This window comes from Bradyrhizobium sp. JR4.3 (assembly GCF_040547695.1).
GTDB lineage: Bacteria > Pseudomonadota > Alphaproteobacteria > Rhizobiales > Xanthobacteraceae > Bradyrhizobium > Bradyrhizobium canariense.
Genome location: NZ_JBEPQF010000017.1, coordinates 13,578 through 32,903 on the forward strand (window position 1 = coordinate 13,578; position 19,326 = coordinate 32,903).

A 19,326-nucleotide genomic window follows, 5' to 3' on the forward strand; every position below is an offset into this window, starting at 1 on the left:
GGCCTCCACGGTAGCTCCTTTGAGTTTTGGGGGTTTCTCGTCGGAGCGATCGATGGGCTTGTGTTTGTTTCGTACATTTTCGAAATAGATCAGACGGTTTATTATAGTGCGACGGTAGCTCTCAAAATAGCTCTGTTTCTTTTGCGACGTGAAAAGCTGACAGAGGCATCAAGGGCTGTTCTGCCATTCATTTACATTTTGATTCTCTCCGAAATCGCTTCTTCTCTTTGGAACGATGTCTCTGCCTTATCCAGTGCAAGAATCCTCGTATTTTCAGTAAATCTCTTTGTTACGTTGAATTTTTTGGGGACGCCGTATTGGCGAGGTTTAGTCTTTGTCAGTGTGATCGACGCAACTGTGTACTTGGTTTTTTACCAAACGGGCCGGTTGGTGGACTTCTATGGCCGGACGCTCTTTTTCTCAGCCTCTCATCCTAATCTGGGATCTGAACTATTTTTTAGCGCTGCTTTCGGAGCTCTACTTATCCGCATGCCGAAGGTTTCGTTCGCATTGACGCCCCTGTTCTTTGCGCCCACCTTCCTGATGCAGGGACGGGCAGCAGAGCTAGGGATTTTGGCTGTCGCGTGCATCTTGTTTTGGCATGCGTCGCGAAATCTCTCCCCCTTAACGCGTCTTCTGCTGATCCTTACGACACTCATCGCCGGGGGCGCATTACTGTTCACGCTGGACGTGTCAGATCTAGCAAACAAAGTCCTTCTCCTGGATAATCAGTACCGAGGAGAGAATACTAACGCCTCTGGACGAAATCTATACTGGGCGAGCGCCTTTGAGGCTTGGGCGACAAATCCGCTATTCGGAGCTGGATCCGACTTTCCAGCCCGTTTAGGAATGCTTCAACCACACAATTTCTTTCTATACCCAATCGCATATTATGGGCTCATGGGCCTCATAGTACTCTTCATTCTGTTGTCAAAGTTTGCCTACGTTGCAGTTTTCGGTCGGGCCCTTTATCTGGTGCCTTTCGTTCCAATGTTGGCCTTCAATGATCGCTTTGTAAATTTAAATACATATCCTGCGATCATGTTTCTGTTTCTTTTTCACGAATTCGCACGCGCAAAAAAGGCGCGCCAGCATCTGACCACCTCCCTTCCCGGCACAGCAAAGAACTACTCTAGGCGAGAGTCCCTCGACTTCAAAAACTCTCCGTGATGATTTGTCTTTCCGGGAACGATATCGACTGATCTATTAGTTTGTTCAGAGTTGCGACTTTGAGAGCGGGATTGAAGATTTTCGCCCACGCAGACATGTAAGAAACAGTCCTGATGCAGAAACGGGCCTTACCCAACAGAAGCATGTTCGCCAACGCCTCTGTTGCTTTCAAGTCGGCATTGATGTCTGAAAAGTGTCTAGGAACTCCGATAGGCGCAGCCTCCGAAAGCTGGAAAGAGAAAAATCGCATCTCCGGGAATTGAGGCCTAATGTATTGCTCAAATTCAGCGCTGTCGGTCGCCAAAAATATATGGCGAACATCACCGCTCAGAGCTTTGAGTCCCTTCAATTTTTGCGCAACACTTTCGAAGGACGCGGAGCTCGCTTCAAGCTTCTTGTCCGTCCCGCGGTAGTGGATAGACACGTCGAACTGAGTGATCTTTTCACGCTGCAAGAAGTCATCCACGACTTTCTCAATCTTTGGGTTGAACTGGTAGTATTTGAAGAAGGTGCGATGTGCCTCTTCGATGCTAAGGTGGTTTGGAACATCAAATCCACCGTAGCTAAGCTCGTTGCGCACACAAAGATATGTCAAATCCCCCGGGACCGAGCACAATTGGACGGGAATGAAATGCTTGGAAAACCAGCAGTCATCTTCCTGTTCGGCATAGAGAGAATGAGTCGAGCGAACCACAGGCATGAGGTTTCGTCCGTCAGCATAGCTAATTAACTTCACAATATGCGTAAGGATTCCGCCCATACCTATCCGGCCGGCCACGTCAAAAGCGAAGAATCCACCGTTTCTGGATTGGCCAAGTCGATCGAGGGGGTAGAAGGGGACCTCAATAGCCGCCCTCACGAACCTTGAATGACGAATACGAATAAGGGATTCGTGGACACGGCTTGTCAAGGGATTCGAATACAGCGCTGTTCGCGTTAGCATTTTCGCTAATCCGGATCACTTCTGAGTAATGGTATAACGAAAGCTTCGAACACCCGTCATGGTGCCGATAAGAAGATCCGTTCTAGCGTAGCTTGAAAGGGTCGCTTCTGCACATCTGTCCGAGCCTACGTAGCAAACCTTCGCCTTTATCACCTTTGCACAATTATTCTTTAGACTGACTATATGATCGATAAGTTCTTGATTGACCGCGTGAGCCCGCGCGATTGCCTCGACATCCAGACAAGGTCTGCCAAGCGCATCACGCACGGCCACGGAACGGGACTGGTCCGCAGGCCCTTGGATGGTCAATCGTCCCTGAGAGCGAGCGGATGTTTCAGCAGAGACCGGTTGTAGCAGCACGCAAAACACGAAAGCAGCAGCTCTCCAATCTAAATTCTTGATCAACGTAGTAGCCTTTCGTCAATTTTTACCCCAGGAACACTGACTTTTAGGCCGTCGTTCCATAGCCTCCTTGCGAAGGCTTCTCTAGAAACTAAGCTCGCATCAGCCAGTGCGGCAAGAAGCTGATCACTTTGTTGCCATCCAACACTAACTAAATTGACCGCTGCACTCTCTATAAAATCGGCATCGACCATCTGCACGAATTCGGCCACAACTTTTGTCTGCCCTTCGCCAGGCAAGCTTCTGAACGCCGCGAGCGCAAGCTTGTTACGCCGAAGGGCAATCCAACCTTCTAAGGGGCCAGTAGCGTAGGATTGGCGAAGAAAACGAAGTGCGCTGGAATCGAAGCCGCTACGCTCGTTATGCAAGGAGTAGAGCATAAACCAGAGGAACGGATCGAAAGGATTGTGCGCAAGCGACGATCTTAGAACTTCATCAGCAGCAACACCCTCTTGGTTCGCCTGATCGGCCGTTTTTGCAGCCGCCCCCATTTCAACGATCGACAGATGAAACAACGCTTTAGACCGTAACCAATCACTGCGAGGAAGGACAAACTCGGAACTGTTGTTGAGCGACGTTTCCACATCGCGAAGCGTGCTCATTCTAAAGCGCTCACCAGCAATGAATCTCGATGCGAAGCCCGTGGTTAGGGACGCAGACCATAACTGTGGTAAACACGAAATAGACCAAAGAAACGCGACGAATCCCAGTAGCAGAAGTGGGGCGCGTGGGACCGCATTGAACTGCTTGGGTCGCAAGCTGCTCATGATATGAGGACTTGCGCGCTATTCCACGTATCCATATCGCGCGTAGTACTTTTGGTAATAATAGCGACCATGGTAGGATTCGTAACGAGCAAGGAGCTTGGTATCGGCTTTATTCAAAACAACGCCTAATAGTTTGTCCTGTATCTCTGGAGCGCCCCTCAGATTGTGGCGCACAACATCTATCTTCGTCTTGCCCCACTCCACCACGAAAACGAAGGAATCGACGAAGGACGAGGTGACGCGCACGTCCACCACCGGCGCCATCGGCGGCATGTCGATAACGACGTAATCATACTTCGAGCGCAGCAGCGCCACGAGGTCGCGCATCGGCTTAGATGCCAGCACTTCGTTCGTGTGAAGCAGCTTCGAAGTTGTGCCAGCGGGCAAGACAGCGAGCTTGGTCTGTGGATCGATGCTGACGACGTCTTCGAGCGGCGCCTTAAGGGCTACGACATCGACAAGACCTGCTTGCGCGTCCGGCCGTAGTGCGCGGGACAAAGAAGGATTGCGCAAATCGGCATCAACCAGGATCACACGCGCCCCGCTATGAGCGATAAGCTGCGCGAGGTTGGTCGAGAGCGTACTCTTGCCCTCGTTAGGCAACGTCGAGGTTACAGCCAGCACGCGATTTTCGCGGACGATGGAGTTGAGGTCGACTGCCACCTTCAGCGAGCGCACTGCCTCGGAGAAGCGGGACAACGGATGGTCGACGACGTAACGGAGCAAATCCGGCTCAGGGTTGCTCTTTCCGCGGCCGAGCTTGCCAGAACGGGCGACGGATGCAACCGCGCCGAGCGCCGGCAGGATGGCGACGCAGTTGGCGCCGAGCTGCTCCTCGACCTGACTGGTCGTGCGGAACACGTTATCGGACAACTCCCGCGCTATGGCAGCACCAAAGCTAAGCAATAGGCCGCCGAGCAACGCAGTGCCGAGGATGATTAGAGATTTCGGCGCGCTCTTGACTAGGGGTGTAGTCGCCGCGCTGATCACGCGCGCCTCGGTGATCGGGAAAGATTGCTGCTGCACGCTCTCCATGTAGCGCTGCAGGAAATTGTCATACATCGCCTGGTAGGATTGCGCGGTGCTGTCGAGTTCGCGCAGCTGGATCTGCGCCTGGTTGGTGAGCTGCGATTCCGAGACAACGTTGGCAAGACTCGACTTGATGGCCTCCTCACGAGTCTGGGCGATATCGTAATCGCTCTTGTAGGATTCCTGGATGCGTCTGAGCTCGTCAATAATGTTCTTTTTGATCTCGGCCATCTGGCGTCGGAGATTTACCGCGGCCAAGTGATCCGAGCCATATTTCATCGCCCAGATCGATTCCTTGGAGGCCATGTCGACATATTGGCCGCGCAGCTTGACGATGGTGTCGTTCTTCAGCGCGTCGGCGACGTTGGCGTCCGGAATCTCCTGCTTGAGGATGTCGTTGATGCGGTCCATCCGCGCCTTGGCCTCGGCCGTGGCCGCATGTGCCATCACCAGCTGGCTGTTCACCTCGGCGAGCTGCTGCTCGTTCATCAGCCGGCCGCCGCTGTCGACGATGTTGTTGGCGATCTTGAAATCCACCACGGCTTTCTGCGCGGCGGAGGCCTGCGTGCGTAACTCCTTGATGCGGTCCTGAAGCCATACGCTGGCGCGACGGGTGGCCTGGTATTTCGCCTCGAGCTGATCGACGATATAGGAATCAGCGATGGCGTTGGCGATGCGCGCCGCCTTTTGCGGATCGCGCGAGGTGAAGCCGATCTCCATCACATAGGTGAGGCCGAGACGCTTAACGGTGCGGTTGTTCGCGAAACGCTCCAGTGCCTTGCGCGTCAGTTCGAATTCGGATGACGCGTGGCCGGCGGAGAACAGGCCGGTGACGGAGCCTATGACGGCGCCTAAGAGGCCGCCGCCGCTTCCGGTGAATTCGGGGTCCTCGGTGAGGTGCAGGTCGCGGATCACCGCGAGACTGATGTTTTCGGATTTCAGGATCTCGACCTGGGTCTCCACCGTCGCGGAATCGACCGCGATGTCGCCAAGCATCGATTGCTGCTGGAACAGCTGCACCTTGCGGGTGTCGATCACCATCGAAGCGGTCGAGGTGAATTGCGGCGCGGCGGTGAAGAGATAGAGCAGCGCCAGGATCACGCAGGCCGACACGATCGCGATGATGGTCGGGAACTGGCGCCTGATAATGTCGAGGTAGGAGGTCAGCGTCTGGGACGGAGAACCGTCAGCCTCAGCGAAATCACGGTTGATCTCCGAGGTCGGCTTGTTCACCTGCAACATCCGGCAATTCCTAAAATGGATCGATTGTGTTTAAGGATTGGTGGTCTGCCAACAGCTCCGGGGCATCTCGAAGCGAACGTGATCTGCAAAACCCGCGCCGGGGGGAAGCCTAGCACAATGCCGGCTGCAATTGAACGTTGTTGATGCGGCGCACCCGGCCGCCGGGCCGGGATCTTGTGGGAAGCTTAACGGCAAAAACAAAGCGGCGCCTGCTGGCGCCGCTGCCGTGATTTTTGTTGGGCCGGCCGCAGGGCTGGTCCCGTCAGCGGGGGCTGACGTTTCCGCCCGCGTTGGTCGTTCCCGTGACGCCATTGCTCGCGTTCGGGTTGACCTGCGTCGCGTAGTGCAGGCCACCGAACGTGCCGAGGGTGCCGCCCTGTCCGCCGTTCGCAAAACCGCCCGCTCCCGTGGGACCGCCCGCGCCGGAGCCGCCGCCGCCTGCGCCACCGCCGGCCGCCGCGATTGCGACGTCGCCGGTTGCGGCCTGGTAGGCTGCGATCACGTCGGGGTTGTTGGTGCCGGCGATCGCCGCCTGGATCTCATTGGCGAAAGCCTGGTCGGCTACCGCAGCCATGCGGGCGAGCTGGGCCAGGCCGGCGGTGATTGCGCGGATCTGGTCCTTGGTGGTCGCGGGGTCCTTGAGAAGCGCGATCAGCGCCGGCACCGTGGTCGGATCAGACGCGCCGAGGTCGCGCACGCGCGAGATCAGCTGCGCACCGGCTGGATATTGCGTCAACAGCGCGCCTGGTGTCGCCTTGAACTCGGAAATGACCGTGGCCGGCAGCTGGCGCTGCGGCGGATAGACGGCGGCGCTTGCGGCGCTCGAAATCGTCGCGGCAAGGGCCGCGGCCGCAGCCATGCGAAGCGCAATCTTGATAACACTCATAATAAAACCTCCAAAAAACGTCTGCCCACTTTACGTCTCGGCCCGGGCAAGTGGCTGTGTCGTGCGGGAACCTAGCGAAAGAGTAAACCGCTGTCCACTTATTCTAAAGACTTCGTAAACGGCGCAACTGCTTCAAAACTAGACAGTTTTGTGAAGCTCGCGGGCGCGGCGCAGGCCGCGCGCAGGCTGCGTCCGGCGCCCCTTCTCGTCCAGTGCGGCGACCGCCTCGCCTTGCGCCCGCGCTGCCTCTCGGATGCGGAACGATTGCGCCAGGCCGGCGCCGAAAAGCGCAAAGAACGGAATGGAATAGCCGGGGATTTGGAGCGTGAAGTCCAGGCAGGAATGCAGCAGCGACAGGCTCGCGGTCGCCGCTGCCGCCAGCGGGATGATGGCGTCGCGCCGCCGGGCGAACACGCCGCGGCCCAGGATAACGAACATGACTGCCCATGCGGCCGCCACCAAAAGCGCCATGGGGATGCCGACGTCGGAGGCGAGCTCCAGCGGCGTGGAATGGGCGATATCCCAGATTCCGCGAATCGAGATGTTGGGGCTGCGGTAGGGCGGGAAGGCCCATTGGAAGGTGCCCATGCCGGTCCCGAACCAGGGGTTGTCGGCGATGATACGAAGCGTGGATTTCCAGGCCTCGATGCGGCCCTCGTCGACCAGGCCCTGGCTGTCGAACCGGCTGGAGACGCGGCCGCCGAGCAGCTGCATCAGGCCGAGCGCCACCACCACGCCGGAGCCGAGCGAGATCCAGATTCCGGTCCGCGGCGGCAGGTCCTTGCGCAGGAACACCGTGAAGGAGGCGATCATCGCGAGCAGCGACAGGCTGACGCCGGCGCGCGACCCGGTCATGAACATCGCCATCAGGCAAATCAACAGCGCTCCGAGATGCGGCAGGATCTGGCGTGGCGGGATCTCGGCCACGTCGCGCGACACGCGCTTCCACTCGATGTGCCGCTCGGGCAAGCGCCGGCGGACATCCGCCAGGATCAAGAGCATCCAGATCACCGCGCAGGACCCAAAATAGGCGGCGGCCGTGTTGCGGTTGATGAAGGTGCCGGTGACGCTGCCCATATAGGCCGTCTTGTCCCGCCACAGGATCATGGTGGGCTCGATCAGGAACGAAGCGACGCCATAAAGCGCGTAAAGGCTCCCGGAGACGGCGATGACCCAAAGCAGACGTCGGGCGCGCTCACGCTCGGCACCGACGGTGATGCCGAGGAGGATTGCCAGAATGTTGGCGAGCGGCGCGCCCAATGCGAAGAACGCCTCGTTCTTGACGATGGACGCCGACGGCGCAATCGGCACGCCGAGGAGGTCGGACGCCTGCTTCCAGATCGGATTGAACGGCGCGATCCAGGGATGATCGGACAGCTGCTCATGCAGCACGAAGGCGTATCCGGCCACGATCACCCCGATGCCCGCGATCATCCAGAAATGGGGCCGCCGCAAGTCGCGCGCGGGCGCCACGATCAAGGCGAGGCCCAGGCACAGGCACCAGAACGCGATCGAGAGGTCGTTGGTCGAGCCGAACGGGAACGGGGCGCCGGCGGCGACGAAGAACAGGATGAAGGTCGCAGGCCAGCTCCACGACCAACGTATATGGGGAAGAAGGCGCATCGTCAGTTAGCCGACCTCGGCTCTAGCTCTAGAGGAAGCAATCGATCGGATAGATCTTCAGATCCACGTTCAAGCGGCTGATCCGGGTCTGCGCCCGGAAGCCGTAGAATAGCCCAACGTTATCACTCCCCGAATCGAGTTTTATTCCAGGTGTTAATTCGTCGGGCGGGACCAGAAGGCCGATGTGACGGTTGATACCGGAAATCTCAACCCGCCCCTCCCCTTCGCCAAAGCGCCCCCGAAGTTGGGTGACCGTCACTTTCGGCAGGCCGCGCCGCTGATGGCAGACGTCCTCCTCCCACAATTTGGTCTGCTGGACCAGCGGCTTGTCAGTTTTGTCAGGGACAACAGCATCCGGGAAGGATGGATGCAGCATCCCGAAGAAGCGACTCTCTTTGGCGTTCGCCGACAATCGGACGGTGAATGAAACTTCGCCCTTAGCACCCCGGAGGCGCTGAAAGATCGGCGCATCGGGCTCGGCTGAGACCACCACGTCGATCCGGTGGCGGACTCCGAACTCCGCAGCCGCGCCGGCAGCCTGTTCGAGCAGAACAGGGCCCGCGATGATGAGCGTTAGAGAACGCCAGAATGCTTGCCGTCGAAAGAGCATGAAGCCTCGCAACCGCGCGGGGGTGACCGATCACCGGCGAACCTTGCTCGGTGGTGCCTTGATCCAAACTCGAACAGCACCCGCCTCGATCGCTAAACGAAAATGGCACCGGGACAAAGCCCCGGTGCCATTCGCTTCGAGCCGCCGATCGTTAAGGCGCCAACTTGACGTTGTTGCGGAAGATCAGAGCGTCGTTGGCGAGGTTCACGGCATCGCTGCCGGTCGCCATGATCACCCGCAGGTAGGTCAGGAACTTGGCCACTTCGACGTTGGTCGAGTTCGAGACGTAGATGATGTCCTGATTCTTCATCATGACCTTGGTGGCGAGGAAGAACCCGCCCGGATCGCGGAAGTTGACGTTGAAGATGACCGGGATCGTCTCGGTGGTGTACTTGCTGACGTCGATGCCAAGCTGAGCAGCGACCTCACGCGGCTCGCGGCGATAGAGGTACACGGCCGCCGGATTGGCCTGGCCGTCGAGAAGACCACCGGACTTGCCGACGGCCTCGCCGAGATTGATGCGCCAAGCGTCGAAGTTGAACTCGCCACTCTGGCCGCTGGCGCCGAACGCCAGGAACTTCTGCTGCTCGCGATAGACGTAGATGCTGTCGTCCGGGCGAACGTAAATGTTGTTCTCGGGCGTCATGACCAGGTTCTCGAACGGCACCGTCGCTCGCTTGCCGGCACGCTCCAGCATGACCCAGGTCTCAAAGCCCTGACCCTTGATGCCGCCAGCGCGGGTGATCGCGTCAAGCACCTTGTCCTTCGCACCCGCGGCGCTCGCCGGATAGCGCGCCGGCGCGTTGACTTCACCCAACACGCTGATGAGCTGCGTCCGCTGCGAGGACATCGCAACCACAACCTGCGGCTCGATGGCGCGGTTGGAGATCTTTTCAACAATTGCGCGCTGGATTTGGACCGACGTAAGGCCCGCGGCCTTGACCTGACCGGCATAGGGCACGGTGATGTAGCCGTCATTGTCGACCGATTGATCGGGAATGGTCACGAAGTTGCCGGGCCTGACGCCGGCTTCCGCCGGGATGAAGAGACCACCTGCCGCGGCTTCGAAGATGGTAACCGCAACAACGTCGCCAATCCCGAACACGATGCTGGCCGGCGGCCGCTTGTCCGTGAACGCACCCGCAAGACCCTTGGGCTCATGGCTGTGCAGTATGTTGACCGTGGCCGGATTGAGCGGCACCAGCTCATAGGCCGGCGCATTCTCGGTCTGGATCTTGTTGTTGACGTCATCTGTTAACGGGCCGGAGCCTGGATTGGTCGAGCACGCCCCGAGCGCCAACGCGACCGCCAGAAACGCCGGCTTGAATACATATGTCTTGGCAAAGGAATGCATGAATCGCCCCGATCGTCCCGAATTACCTCAAAGTGGTACGGTCTAGCGGGCAGCGCGACAAGAGTTCCAGGCTGAAACCGATGGTTAACGGCGCAATGAGTCCGCCGGTGTTGCGCCTGCGCCACTACTTCGGAACCTCGCTAACCCTTTGTGACTGTTTGTTGTAATTCGTGTGCCCGCTCAGCAGGCAAACGCTCAACCGAAGGGCGCGGCGTTCTCATCCCCGCGTGTCTCTGCTAATGCTCCGCTGTCTCATGAGGAGTTCCGGCGTTGCTCTTGTCGCTTCTTTCCCTTGCCCTGACAGGACGGTTGCTCGCCGGACCTGGATACGAACCCCCGGAGCGCCCCTTCGTTGAGATCGCAGCCTCCTCCTCGATTTGGAAATTCACCCGCACCCAAGGCCCCAAAGAGGGCGAGAGCTTCGCTTCCATCTCCAAAACAGCCGAGACGATGCAGTCCGCCCCGGAGTTCGCTGGCCTGATCGTCCGCTGCGCTCCCAAAGGCAAGATCGACGTCTTGGTGGCCTTGATCCGCCCCTTCCCGCCACGGAGCCACCCGCGAGTAACGATCTCCTCAACCGGCGGCGGTACCCAGACGTTCGAGGCCAGCATGGCCGCCGCGGGCGCGGCGGTGCTCTTGCCAGACGAAGTTTCGGCCTTAGCCGCCGGTAAGTGGCAGACGATGCCCTCGCTTTCCGTGGTGGTGAAGGAAAGCGACAGCGAAATCAAAGGCGTGGTGGCCCTGAGCGGGCTGCGGGAAGCCTATAATTCTCTGGCGGCAAGTTGCGGCCAATAGACAAAATTTAGCCATATGACTTAAGGGTCTTTTTAGGGTGCGGAACCTAAGGTCCGGAGCACGGAGTGTTTCGGATGACCGAGCTTTTGATCTTCAGCTTTCTGGTAGGCGCAGTTCTGGGCCAACGCTTTCGCGTCCTGGTGCTGCTGCCGCTGACCTTCGTCATGCTGCTCGCCGCGATCCCGGTCGGCTGGATCGCCAATCTGGGCTTCCTTGACGGCCTGAAGGGCGTAGTGCTCGCGGCCATCGCGCTCCAGGCCGGTTATCTTTTTGGCTCGGCCGCCCGCTTTGCTCTCGCCGCCGGTCGTGCCGCCCGCGTGTTTGCCCGTCCGCTCAAGACGGCCCGCTGACCTCTTTGGCGGATCAAGAGTCCCGTCTGATCCCGCAGGCGACGCTTCGTTGATGTGGGGTTGGGTCGCGTTGGATTGGAGCGGCGTCGGCTGCAGAGCTCTGTTTGAAAACTTGTCTCCGGCTTGTATGGTGACCTGACCCTTTCAGGATTCCTTCCAGGCGCACGTTTGTCCTTCGCTTATTTTGCCCTCATCGTTTGCCTTGTTTCTGCATCCGCTCTCGACATTGCCGGCGCCAAATTCGGCGTACAGCTCGGGATGACGGCTACGGCCCTGGGGCTATTGGCAGCAGTCTTCAGCGCACGAAAGGCCGACTACGAGCACTATTTGCGTGCCACGGTCTGGGGCCGCTGGGTCCTGATCGGCATTCCCCTTTGCGTCGCAACCCAGCTGGCGCCGCTGTGGCTGAGTTGGGCGCATCCGATCTGGGTGAGCAGCCACGATGCTCTCGGTGGCCTGTCGCTTGGGCCAGTGACGGCGGATCTCGGCCTCACCCTGAATGCGCTGTTTCAAGCCCTCGCAGCGATCTCGTTGCTCAGCGTGACAATCGTCGTGGTCCGTGATCGCAGCCGTGCCGAACTGGTGCTATTTGTGCTGAGCGGGGTAACAGCGGTGTCGGCTCTGACCCTGGATTTGCGTCCACTGTCGCCCGCCCTTGCAACCGCCGTTCCTTCCGACCTGGCGACAACGATGGCCGGTCTTGGCGTCATGCTTAATCTGGCCGTCATGCAGCTGGCCGCCGAGCGGGCCGAAACGCGCCACTCGCTCGTTCAGTCGGTGACCATCGGCCTTTGCGGCCTCGTGGGCGCTCTAACCAGCGCAGTTGCGGTTTTTGGCTTGTCCGGGACGAACAGCGCGATCGCCGCGGCCTTTGGCCTCGTGTTGATCTTGCTGATCCTTGTCATTCGAAGGATCGACCTATCGCCGTTGGCCGCAGGCGCGCTGTCCTTAGCCGCGCTGGTCGGAGCGATGATTGTCCTGAGCTTCCTGTTCGAAAAGAATGCGGGGCCGATTCTTTTGCGGCTTGTCCCGGATGTGGGGGCCGAAACCAGAGCCGCGCTGGAGCGCATGTTGGCCGACACCAGGTGGTTCGGTGCGGGCGCAGGCACCTTTTCTGCCGTCGGCAGGATCTACCAAAGCGATGCCGGCGCGGCTTTGATGGCACCCTCGACGGCTTTAGCCATCTTCGCGGATACCGGATGGGTCGGTTTTTCCGCCGCGCTGCTGGCGGGCATGATGACTTTGGGACGCTTATTTTTGGGGGCTTTGCAGCGCGGCCGCGACTCGTTCTTCCCTGCGGCGGCCGCGGCCTGCCTTGTCTTCGCGTTGGTTGAGAGCTTCGCTGGTTCGGGACTGCTGCATCCGGCAGCAATCCTTTGTTTGTCAACGATCGTGGGACTCGGATTGTCCCAAAGCGTCACCCAGTCCTCACGCGGCACGGCTCATTAGTCGCTCATCGTTAGACGTCGCGATCAGCCAGTGACGCCCAGTAGGTCGGGTTCTTGGGCATTTGGATGCGGACCCACCGGTAGGACTTCTTCGACCACGGCAGGATGTGCCCGGTGAGATTATCCAGCACGAGATCGCCGGAGAACGTGCGCACCACGACCACGAGATGATGCTCACCCCAGGTCGTCACGACCTCGCTGAGCAACACCGATCGCGCCGGGAAGCCCTTGGCGATCAGATCGTGGCGTTTTGTCACGGCATAGTCGTTGCAGTCGCCGCTGGCGGGATGCAGCAGCCACTTCTCGCCACGCAGCCCTTCCAAGTTGGGCTCGGGCCGGATCGCGCTGTTGACCCGCCGATTGACCTCCTGAAGCTGGGCCATGCGCTCGGCCGTGAGCTTGAGACGTCCGCCCCTGAACACGATTTGCTGCGGCCGCGGCTTACACTCGCCCTCGTACTTCAGGCAAAAGATCGTGAATGCCATCGGCGCCAAGGTCGGCTGGTCGAACTTGATGTACTGGATGGCGCCGCGCAACGCCGACGGCGCACCAACGAAGGCGGCCTCGGCCTTGTGTTGAGCCGCCCCAGCCAATACAGCGGCGGCAATCGCCAGGAACTTTAAAGTCTTGCGCATGTCGCGCTCCCCATTCTTGTTGGGGAAACGCTACGCGAGACGTCTTGAAATCCGGCTCAAAAGCCGAGCAAGCCTTTAATCAAAACCGCCGCGCCTTCGTCAGAAACAATTAAGAATACCGACGCGTAACTTGTTCTGCTATGAGCGATCATGCCCTCTATTCATGATGCCAGACCCGATTCGACCAGCTGATGGGCCTTTCCAAACGCTTTCGTAACAACGTCAAGCCTCGGCTCCCCGACGGCGTGAGGATCTATGCCATCGGTGATGTGCATGGACGCGCCGACCTGCTTCAGTCGCTCTTAACCGTCATCGACGCCGACCTTGCCCGCTCCGCCCCCAAACGAGCAATTCAGGTCTTTCTAGGCGACTATGTCGACCGGGGCCCGGACTCGCGCGCTGTGATTGATCTCCTGATCGAGCGATCGAAGTCCCATGAGACAGTGTGCCTCAAAGGCAATCACGAGGTGTTCCTGCTTGAGGTCCTCAAGGACCCGGCACGGCTGGAGGAATGGCGCCGCTACGGAGGCCTGCTAACCCTCGTTTCCTACGGCATCAACCCGACGATGAATCCGACGCCGGAGCAGCAGATTGAATTGATCGAAGGATTAAGGCGCGCGCTCCCGCCGGAGCATCTTTCGTTTCTTCAGCAGCTCCGCCCGTCCTTCGCGTGTGGCGACTTCTTCTTTGTTCACGCCGGCGTCAAGCCGGGCGTAGCCCTGGAACGTCAGAAGGAGGAGGACCTGCTCTGGATCCGCGAGGAATTCCTCGAGTCAGAGAGACGCTTCGGCAAATATGTCGTCCACGGCCATACCCCGGTCAGCGTCCCGGATATCCGCTCGAACCGGATCAATATCGACACCGGCGCTTACGCGACCGGCAACTTGACCTTGCTCACGATCCAGGGCGATAGTCTGCTCGCAATTTAGGACTTTTGCAGAGTTGCTGGCCGACTCCCGCGCCCTTCCACGCGGACATCGAAATTCACCATGAGCCGCATGATCTTGCTTCGCATCATTGGCGCCTGCATCGCAGTGATGTTGCTGCTTTATGCAGGATTGGGGTTTTACGGCGATCTCACGCGGTCGAACTTTAGGGCGAGCGATTTGTTCTCGGGCGAGTTTCCGCCCGAGAAGGTCAACGTAGCTGCTTCGGGCGTTCTGGCGCCCCTTTCATTCGACGGCGACTTGCTGGCGAATTATGCGGCCGCCAAAGCCGCAGACTTTCTTCACCATCCCGCAGCCGATGCCAACAACAGGGCCACCGAGAACAAGGCGGCCCAAGACGTCGTTGTTGCGGCCCTGAAAGTATCGCCCATCCGGCCTGCGCTTTGGCTCACGCTCGGCACGCTGAAGGCGCAGGCGGGTGAGCTGGCGACGCCTGCAGTGAAAATGTCTTACCTGGCCGGCGCGGTGCCGATCGCCGTCGCATTCGCACGGCTCCAAACCGTCACATCGAACGCGGCAGCAGCCGACGAAGAGATCAAGCTGCTGGCGCAATCGGACGTCCGCGCGGCGCTTGCCAACCGCTCTCGCTACGAGCAGCTCCTGATCGCTGCCTACCTGCAGGCCACGCCGCAAGGCAAGTCGCTGCTCCTGGAGACTACCCAGGGGACCGATCCGAAGTTCAATCAGATTTTGCGGCGGTACTGACGTTCGAGCGCGACTTAGCCTGCTGGCTTGCCGTCAATATCAACGCGTCGCTTTTGGCGCGATCGGCACGAAATCCTGCTCGCGGCGCGGTTGATCCGGTCGCCCGTGGTAGACGAACATGCCCTTCTTGGTCGAGACGATGTCGCCGCGCTGCAGGCTGTCATCGTTGAGGAGACGTTCGGTCGCGACAAGATCCGGATCCTCCGGGACCGGTTTATAGAGCTCGGGATGATCCCGCCGCTCGCGCGAGAGCTCTTTGGATCTTCGCCGTGCATCTTCGATACGCTGACGCCACTCGTCACGGCTGACTTCCGGCTCGCTTGGTGGGAGATAGTCGTTGACCGAGGGCTCCGGCTCGGTCTGGGCAAAACACGAGGGCGGATTGGCGAGACCGAAGCCGATCGCACCGGCAACGGTCAGGACCGCTCCCGACAACGGCCCAAGCCGCCTTGCATGAGCTAGTGAGGTGTGGGGTCGCGCGGTTCGCACGCTGTAACTCCAGGGCAGAGCAACAAGAACGAGCAAGGGCCGGAAACTTCTCGTCTACTCCATTCAATGTATACGTTTGCCGATTGCACGAAAGCCAAATCGCGGGCAAGCTTTGTGCTTTAGCGCGCGAGGGTATTGACCAGTGGTCCGCAACATTACTTTCCTGGTTCTGGCGATCTTTTTGGGGACTCACTTTGCAGCGGCAGGCCAGATCGAATACCCGCAAGTGATCCATACGCAATACGAAGCTGTCGATCAGAAGGCCGGCGGTCACTTCGTGCTGTGGTCAGAGCGGGAAAAGATCTTCTATGGCCTCGACCAGAAGCTTTTCCCGGGAGCTCGGTTTGTCGACATCACCCAGGTAACCCCAAGCGTGGGTTCGATCACGCTGACCTATGTCGAGGTGCGGACCGTCAGCAGCACGACCTCGGATTATTTGTACCTGGCAGGAAATGTCCGCTTTCGCGTCAGTGGAATGGCGCTCAAATCCAGCAACTTCCCCAGCGGCGGCGGAATGACACCCAACGCACAGTAGCCAGACTAGCGCCTGCTCGACCCGCTGCCCCGCGTTCTGTTGCCATAATAGGGACGTGCGCGCCCTCCGCTGGCCAGAGGTGGCTGAATCTGGCTCGGAATATTCCGCGTAGCCGTGCTCGGCGAGGGCTGCGAGGGATTGACGATGATGACATTTCGGTTGGGCGTCGACGGATCATTGACACCCTGGGCCAAAGCGCTTGGGAGCCAGATGCTTGGGCCCAACGTACTTGCTGTTACAAAAAGCGCGACCGCGGTCAGGACTAATCGTTTCATGAGATGTCTCCCGAGCAAGAACATCGGGAGGCGATCACCGTTCCTTCACGCTTGCTTGGGCGTCATTGCCGAGGCACGGCGATCAGCTTGCCATCTCTCCAGACCCCCTGAGCCGCCATCCCGCTCGGCAGCTTGCCCGGCGCCAGGTTCCGGATGGCAGTGGGTCGGGAGGCGCTCTGGGCCGTTTGGGTTTTCTTCGTAGGGGTGGTCACGATGCTGGTGCTCGTCAAATTGGCTTTGTCCTTGGTCCCTTGTGCAAAAGAAGGTTGCACCAGGAGAGCCACAAACGTGAGTGCTATGAAACCGTCGCGCATGATCAAAATACCGGAAAGAGGAGCTCGTCGAACTGTCACAGCTTTCTGCCCAAAAGCAAGCCCCCGAAGCTGTCGACAAGGGCTCTTGCATGATTGGCGATCGGAGCGGCTTTCGTAGCAATGGGACTAGCGAAACAGCCTGTTCCGGGTTACTTGATCGGTCTTGATGACCGACCCTAGCGACACCGCCGCCGGCGCGCCAAATACGCACGCGATCAAGGCCGGGTTTGTGCGCCTCCTGTCCGGGCGGATTCGCGATATATCCGGCGACCCACGGCAGGTCCGCGAAATCGTATACGAGCTTGCCCGGATCAAGCTTCTGGAACAATGCACCCATGGCGACGCACGGGAGTCCCGCGAGCTCCAGCAAGTGCTCGAACGCGCCATTCGGGACGTTGAGCTATCATTTGAACGCAGCGAGCGCGACGCGCTGTCCAAAGCGCCGGACTCGGCTCTAGACGTCGCTTCGCATCCCTCGCCACCCGATCCCCCGGCTCCTCAGGTCGTTCCCCATCTGGCGCCCGTTCCGCCTTCGCCGCCCGTCCCGACGGCGGCGGAAACCAGGCGCGGTTCTGTCGCGCGGCCCAGACCGCTCGACCCATCTCGGCGAAGCCGCATCCTCAACTCCCTCATCCGATTAGCCGCCATCCTGGTCATCATTGCCGGCGCCAGCGCGGCGGTTACTTATTGGCCGCGGTTGAGGACGCAATCCCTCGCATTGTGGCAGTCCGCGACGTTGTCCAAGCGCACCTCGACAAGCCCCGAGCCTCAGCCCACCATGGCTGTGACTCCATCGGGCGGTGAGAGTGTCGAACGGACACCGGATCAACCGAAGGAGCCGACGCCGGCTGCGCAACCCTCGATGCCGTTGCCAACAGCGTTTGGCGTCTACGCCTTGAGCGAGGGCCAGCTCCAGGAGCTCAAGCCGGTCCCCGGAAAGATTCCAGACCGTCGTGTCGCGATCTCAGCGGCAATCACCACGCCCAGCGCGACGACCCTGACAAGCGGAGATGTCAGCTTCATTGTGTTCAGGCCCGACGGTGGCGTCGATGCAACCGGGACCGAGGTTCGGGTGGTCGCAAAAGTCTCCCGAGCGATGGGCGTCGATGCAACCGGCAAAGCGGCCATGGTCACTGCCGGCGACACCTGGGTCATCCGCAGCATGTCGTACCCTTACAAAGTAGGTCCGGTCGAGGATCAGCCGAGAATGCTATCGCTGCAGCCAGAGCAGGACGGCTTTACGCTTTCGCCGGGTCGCTACGTCGTGATCGTCAAAGGTATGGGCTATGACTTCACGGTCGCCGGGACGCCGACTGATCCCAACCAATGCGTCGAACGCATCAATGCAACGAACGGCGCGTTCTACTCACCTTGCCCGCCACGACGCTAAGGTGGCGCGACGCGGTTCGTTTATTTTTTGGCCTTCGCGTCTTTAGGCGCATCTGCCGGCGCATCATCGACCTTGCCGTTGTTCGCGACGCATTTGCTCAAATATTCGCGCCGCTCCTTGACAGTCCCCGCGCTGCCCGCAGCGGGATTGCCGATTTGCTTGGGCGGAAAGGCCTTGGCCAAAGCTGCGTCGCATGCACGCGCGACTTCTACCGTGACGGCCGAAGCCGTGACTGGTGCGCCAATGGCCAAAACAAATGCCAATCCCATCGACCTTTGCAAATTTCTGGAGATCACGTGGCTCGCTCCTTCAATCCGTCCGAGAACAGGACGGGACCATATCAAAACCGGCAGAAGAGCCAACGGCAAAGCGGCGCCCGAATTGTCCCGTGGCAAAGCTGTTCAGCGAGAGATTATGCTTCTCGGACCGAGATATCCATCGTGTCTGGACCTGCTGCTTTTCACCAGACGGCAGATGCCGAGCCAAAGCCTCGATCCTAGCTATTGAGCTGCGGCGGCTTCAGGTTCGGAAAGCGCGTGAGCATCGCGGTCCTGATAAATCTCAAGTGAGTGATGGTGTTTGCCAATTCCTTGAGCCGCCGCTGGCCGTTGGAGATGTCGGCGGCAAAGAGATCTTGATGATGGCTGTCGATCGGCTCCCGTTCGAGATATTCATCGGTGCCGTTTCCGAAGGTGACGGATGCACGCGCAAGTGCGTCATCAACGCGTCGTCCGAGGCCGACCTGCTCCCTCTCTGCATCGCGCAATGCCGCATCGATCGCGACCATGACGGCATCGATTCGAACGCGGTCCGTCTCCGCATCGCGCTCGACGGTACGGGCCTTGAAGCCCTTGTCCTCACGGCGGGAGCTGAGAAAGTTGTGTGCGCGCGCTCTCAGGAACAGCTGAAACATTTGGGCCATCCCACGTTCGAGATTTGGACCGCTAACATCGGTCAGACATAGTTAACAAAGCTTGAACCTTGTGGCCGCTCCGCCTGGCTTTGTACGATCCACGCCCGCCAGGCTCCTTCGTGTTTGGAATAGAGCTCACGCCATCGAGCTTCGTCCGCCGCGGCGGCTCCGTCGCTCAGACCGATTTCGGCCGCGATTTCAACCGTCTCTCCCGATGTCACATCCAGCGCTTCGAACTCGGCCGTTTCCGGAAGCGACAGCCCTATCAGCACCCATTTCCCTTGCGCATCAACGAAATACCTTCGGGGCGCGTTGTGCCTTGGATCAGTCATTCGAATGAGCCTCGTCCATGATCCAGGGACCTGGACAATCTTTCAGATGTCGATCATAGGCGCGAACGAAAACGATCAAAATAAGGATGCAAATTGTCGCGCCCAGCAATGCAATCAGATACGTCATTTACGCCTACCCTAACGCGGGCCCCTGAAAAATCGGGGCGGCTAA

Annotated in this window: 20 protein-coding genes; 8 read left to right on the forward strand and 12 right to left on the reverse strand. The window is 59.3% G+C overall.

Going from position 1 to position 19,326, the window contains the following annotated elements; genetic code table 11:
• Positions 1–60 precede the first annotated feature (60 nt).
• Positions 61–1,170 carry an O-antigen ligase family protein gene (locus ABIB91_RS24805; RefSeq protein WP_354168117.1) on the forward strand — a complete coding sequence of 370 codons (1,110 nt, stop codon included), beginning with the start codon at positions 61–63 and terminating at the stop codon, positions 1,168–1,170.
• On the opposite strand, the gene ABIB91_RS24810 is transcribed toward ABIB91_RS24805, so the two are convergent.
• The 7 genes from ABIB91_RS24810 to ABIB91_RS24840 all read right to left on the reverse strand — a co-directional run bounded on the left by ABIB91_RS24810 (position 1,154) and on the right by ABIB91_RS24840 (position 10,026).
• Entirely contained in the window at positions 1,154–1,870 is a 717-nt protein-coding gene (locus ABIB91_RS24810) for an O-fucosyltransferase family protein (protein ID WP_354168119.1), read from the reverse strand. The two genes, ABIB91_RS24805 and ABIB91_RS24810, sit on opposite strands and share 17 nt — an antisense overlap.
• Before the next feature lie 644 nt (positions 1,871–2,514).
• Positions 2,515–3,117 (reverse strand): hypothetical protein, encoded by a 603-nt coding sequence (locus ABIB91_RS24815; RefSeq protein ID WP_354168121.1) that lies wholly within the window; start codon positions 3,115–3,117, stop codon positions 2,515–2,517.
• A gap of 183 nt (positions 3,118–3,300) precedes the next feature.
• Positions 3,301–5,553 (reverse strand): polysaccharide biosynthesis tyrosine autokinase, encoded by a 2,253-nt coding sequence (locus ABIB91_RS24820; protein WP_354168123.1) that lies wholly within the window; start codon positions 5,551–5,553, stop codon positions 3,301–3,303.
• Positions 5,554–5,815: 262 nt separating this feature from the next.
• Positions 5,816–6,439 (reverse strand): hypothetical protein, encoded by a 624-nt coding sequence (locus ABIB91_RS24825; RefSeq protein WP_354168125.1) that lies wholly within the window; start codon positions 6,437–6,439, stop codon positions 5,816–5,818.
• A gap of 138 nt (positions 6,440–6,577) precedes the next feature.
• A complete protein-coding gene (locus tag ABIB91_RS24830) occupies positions 6,578–8,062 on the reverse strand; it encodes an O-antigen ligase family protein (RefSeq protein ID WP_354168127.1) in 1,485 nt (494 codons plus the stop codon).
• A gap of 28 nt (positions 8,063–8,090) precedes the next feature.
• Positions 8,091–8,672, reverse strand: coding sequence for a hypothetical protein (locus tag ABIB91_RS24835; protein WP_354168129.1), 582 nt, complete (start codon positions 8,670–8,672; stop codon positions 8,091–8,093).
• Positions 8,673–8,823: 151 nt separating this feature from the next.
• Positions 8,824–10,026, reverse strand: a complete 1,203-nt coding sequence (locus ABIB91_RS24840; protein WP_354168131.1) for a polysaccharide biosynthesis/export family protein — start codon at positions 10,024–10,026, stop codon at positions 8,824–8,826.
• A 276-nt stretch (positions 10,027–10,302) separates the two neighbouring features.
• On the opposite strand from ABIB91_RS24840, the gene ABIB91_RS24845 reads away from it, so the two are divergent.
• The 3 genes from ABIB91_RS24845 to ABIB91_RS24855 all read left to right on the forward strand — a co-directional run bounded on the left by ABIB91_RS24845 (position 10,303) and on the right by ABIB91_RS24855 (position 12,620).
• Positions 10,303–10,821, forward strand: coding sequence for a hypothetical protein (locus ABIB91_RS24845; RefSeq protein WP_354213131.1), 519 nt, complete (start codon positions 10,303–10,305; stop codon positions 10,819–10,821).
• A gap of 74 nt (positions 10,822–10,895) precedes the next feature.
• Positions 10,896–11,171: a hypothetical protein gene (locus ABIB91_RS24850; RefSeq protein ID WP_007595516.1), complete on the forward strand. Its 276-nt coding sequence runs from the start codon at positions 10,896–10,898 to the stop codon at positions 11,169–11,171.
• Between the two features lie 168 nt (positions 11,172–11,339).
• Positions 11,340–12,620: a hypothetical protein gene (locus tag ABIB91_RS24855; protein ID WP_354168135.1), complete on the forward strand. Its 1,281-nt coding sequence runs from the start codon at positions 11,340–11,342 to the stop codon at positions 12,618–12,620.
• Between the two features lie 10 nt (positions 12,621–12,630).
• Here ABIB91_RS24855 and ABIB91_RS24860 read toward each other — a convergent pair whose 3' ends face one another.
• A complete protein-coding gene (locus ABIB91_RS24860) occupies positions 12,631–13,254 on the reverse strand; it encodes a transglutaminase-like cysteine peptidase (protein WP_219684220.1) in 624 nt (207 codons plus the stop codon).
• A 191-nt stretch (positions 13,255–13,445) separates the two neighbouring features.
• On the opposite strand from ABIB91_RS24860, the gene ABIB91_RS24865 reads away from it, so the two are divergent.
• Both ABIB91_RS24865 and ABIB91_RS24870 read left to right on the forward strand, forming a co-directional pair.
• Entirely contained in the window at positions 13,446–14,183 is a 738-nt protein-coding gene (locus ABIB91_RS24865) for a metallophosphoesterase family protein (protein ID WP_354168138.1), read from the forward strand.
• 177 nt (positions 14,184–14,360) lie between these two features.
• Positions 14,361–14,906: a hypothetical protein gene (locus ABIB91_RS24870; protein WP_354168140.1), complete on the forward strand. Its 546-nt coding sequence runs from the start codon at positions 14,361–14,363 to the stop codon at positions 14,904–14,906.
• 39 nt (positions 14,907–14,945) lie between these two features.
• Here the strand turns inward: ABIB91_RS24870 and ABIB91_RS24875 are convergent, their stop codons facing one another.
• Positions 14,946–15,341, reverse strand: coding sequence for a hypothetical protein (locus ABIB91_RS24875; protein WP_354168142.1), 396 nt, complete (start codon positions 15,339–15,341; stop codon positions 14,946–14,948).
• A gap of 196 nt (positions 15,342–15,537) precedes the next feature.
• On the opposite strand from ABIB91_RS24875, the gene ABIB91_RS24880 reads away from it, so the two are divergent.
• Positions 15,538–15,930: a hypothetical protein gene (locus ABIB91_RS24880; RefSeq protein ID WP_354168144.1), complete on the forward strand. Its 393-nt coding sequence runs from the start codon at positions 15,538–15,540 to the stop codon at positions 15,928–15,930.
• 1,325 nt (positions 15,931–17,255) lie between these two features.
• Positions 17,256–17,909: a hypothetical protein gene (locus ABIB91_RS24885; protein ID WP_354168146.1), complete on the forward strand. Its 654-nt coding sequence runs from the start codon at positions 17,256–17,258 to the stop codon at positions 17,907–17,909.
• A 20-nt stretch (positions 17,910–17,929) separates the two neighbouring features.
• Here ABIB91_RS24885 and ABIB91_RS24890 read toward each other — a convergent pair whose 3' ends face one another.
• The 3 genes from ABIB91_RS24890 to ABIB91_RS24900 all read right to left on the reverse strand — a co-directional run bounded on the left by ABIB91_RS24890 (position 17,930) and on the right by ABIB91_RS24900 (position 19,154).
• Entirely contained in the window at positions 17,930–18,205 is a 276-nt protein-coding gene (locus tag ABIB91_RS24890; RefSeq protein ID WP_219684228.1) for a hypothetical protein, read from the reverse strand.
• A 200-nt stretch (positions 18,206–18,405) separates the two neighbouring features.
• Positions 18,406–18,822 (reverse strand): hypothetical protein, encoded by a 417-nt coding sequence (locus tag ABIB91_RS24895; RefSeq protein ID WP_007595535.1) that lies wholly within the window; start codon positions 18,820–18,822, stop codon positions 18,406–18,408.
• Between the two features lie 41 nt (positions 18,823–18,863).
• Positions 18,864–19,154: a hypothetical protein gene (locus ABIB91_RS24900; protein WP_354168149.1), complete on the reverse strand. Its 291-nt coding sequence runs from the start codon at positions 19,152–19,154 to the stop codon at positions 18,864–18,866.
• Between the last annotated feature and the right edge of the window lie 172 nt (positions 19,155–19,326).

Coding starts and splice junctions, on each gene's coding strand:
- ABIB91_RS24810 (WP_354168119.1), bottom strand. CDS start 1,870: ATGCCTGTGGTTCGCTCGACTCATTCTCTCTATGCCGAACAGGAAGAT.
- ABIB91_RS24865 (WP_354168138.1), top strand. CDS start 13,446: ATGGGCCTTTCCAAACGCTTTCGTAACAACGTCAAGCCTCGGCTCCCC.
- ABIB91_RS24835 (WP_354168129.1), bottom strand. CDS start 8,672: ATGCTCTTTCGACGGCAAGCATTCTGGCGTTCTCTAACGCTCATCATC.
- ABIB91_RS24820 (WP_354168123.1), bottom strand. CDS start 5,553: ATGTTGCAGGTGAACAAGCCGACCTCGGAGATCAACCGTGATTTCGCT.
- ABIB91_RS24900 (WP_354168149.1), bottom strand. CDS start 19,154: ATGACTGATCCAAGGCACAACGCGCCCCGAAGGTATTTCGTTGATGCG.
- ABIB91_RS24860 (WP_219684220.1), bottom strand. CDS start 13,254: ATGCGCAAGACTTTAAAGTTCCTGGCGATTGCCGCCGCTGTATTGGCT.
- ABIB91_RS24825 (WP_354168125.1), bottom strand. CDS start 6,439: ATGAGTGTTATCAAGATTGCGCTTCGCATGGCTGCGGCCGCGGCCCTT.
- ABIB91_RS24815 (WP_354168121.1), bottom strand. CDS start 3,117: ATGAGCACGCTTCGCGATGTGGAAACGTCGCTCAACAACAGTTCCGAG.
- ABIB91_RS24830 (WP_354168127.1), bottom strand. CDS start 8,062: ATGCGCCTTCTTCCCCATATACGTTGGTCGTGGAGCTGGCCTGCGACC.
- ABIB91_RS24895 (WP_007595535.1), bottom strand. CDS start 18,822: ATGTTTCAGCTGTTCCTGAGAGCGCGCGCACACAACTTTCTCAGCTCC.
- ABIB91_RS24850 (WP_007595516.1), top strand. CDS start 10,896: ATGACCGAGCTTTTGATCTTCAGCTTTCTGGTAGGCGCAGTTCTGGGC.
- ABIB91_RS24840 (WP_354168131.1), bottom strand. CDS start 10,026: ATGCATTCCTTTGCCAAGACATATGTATTCAAGCCGGCGTTTCTGGCG.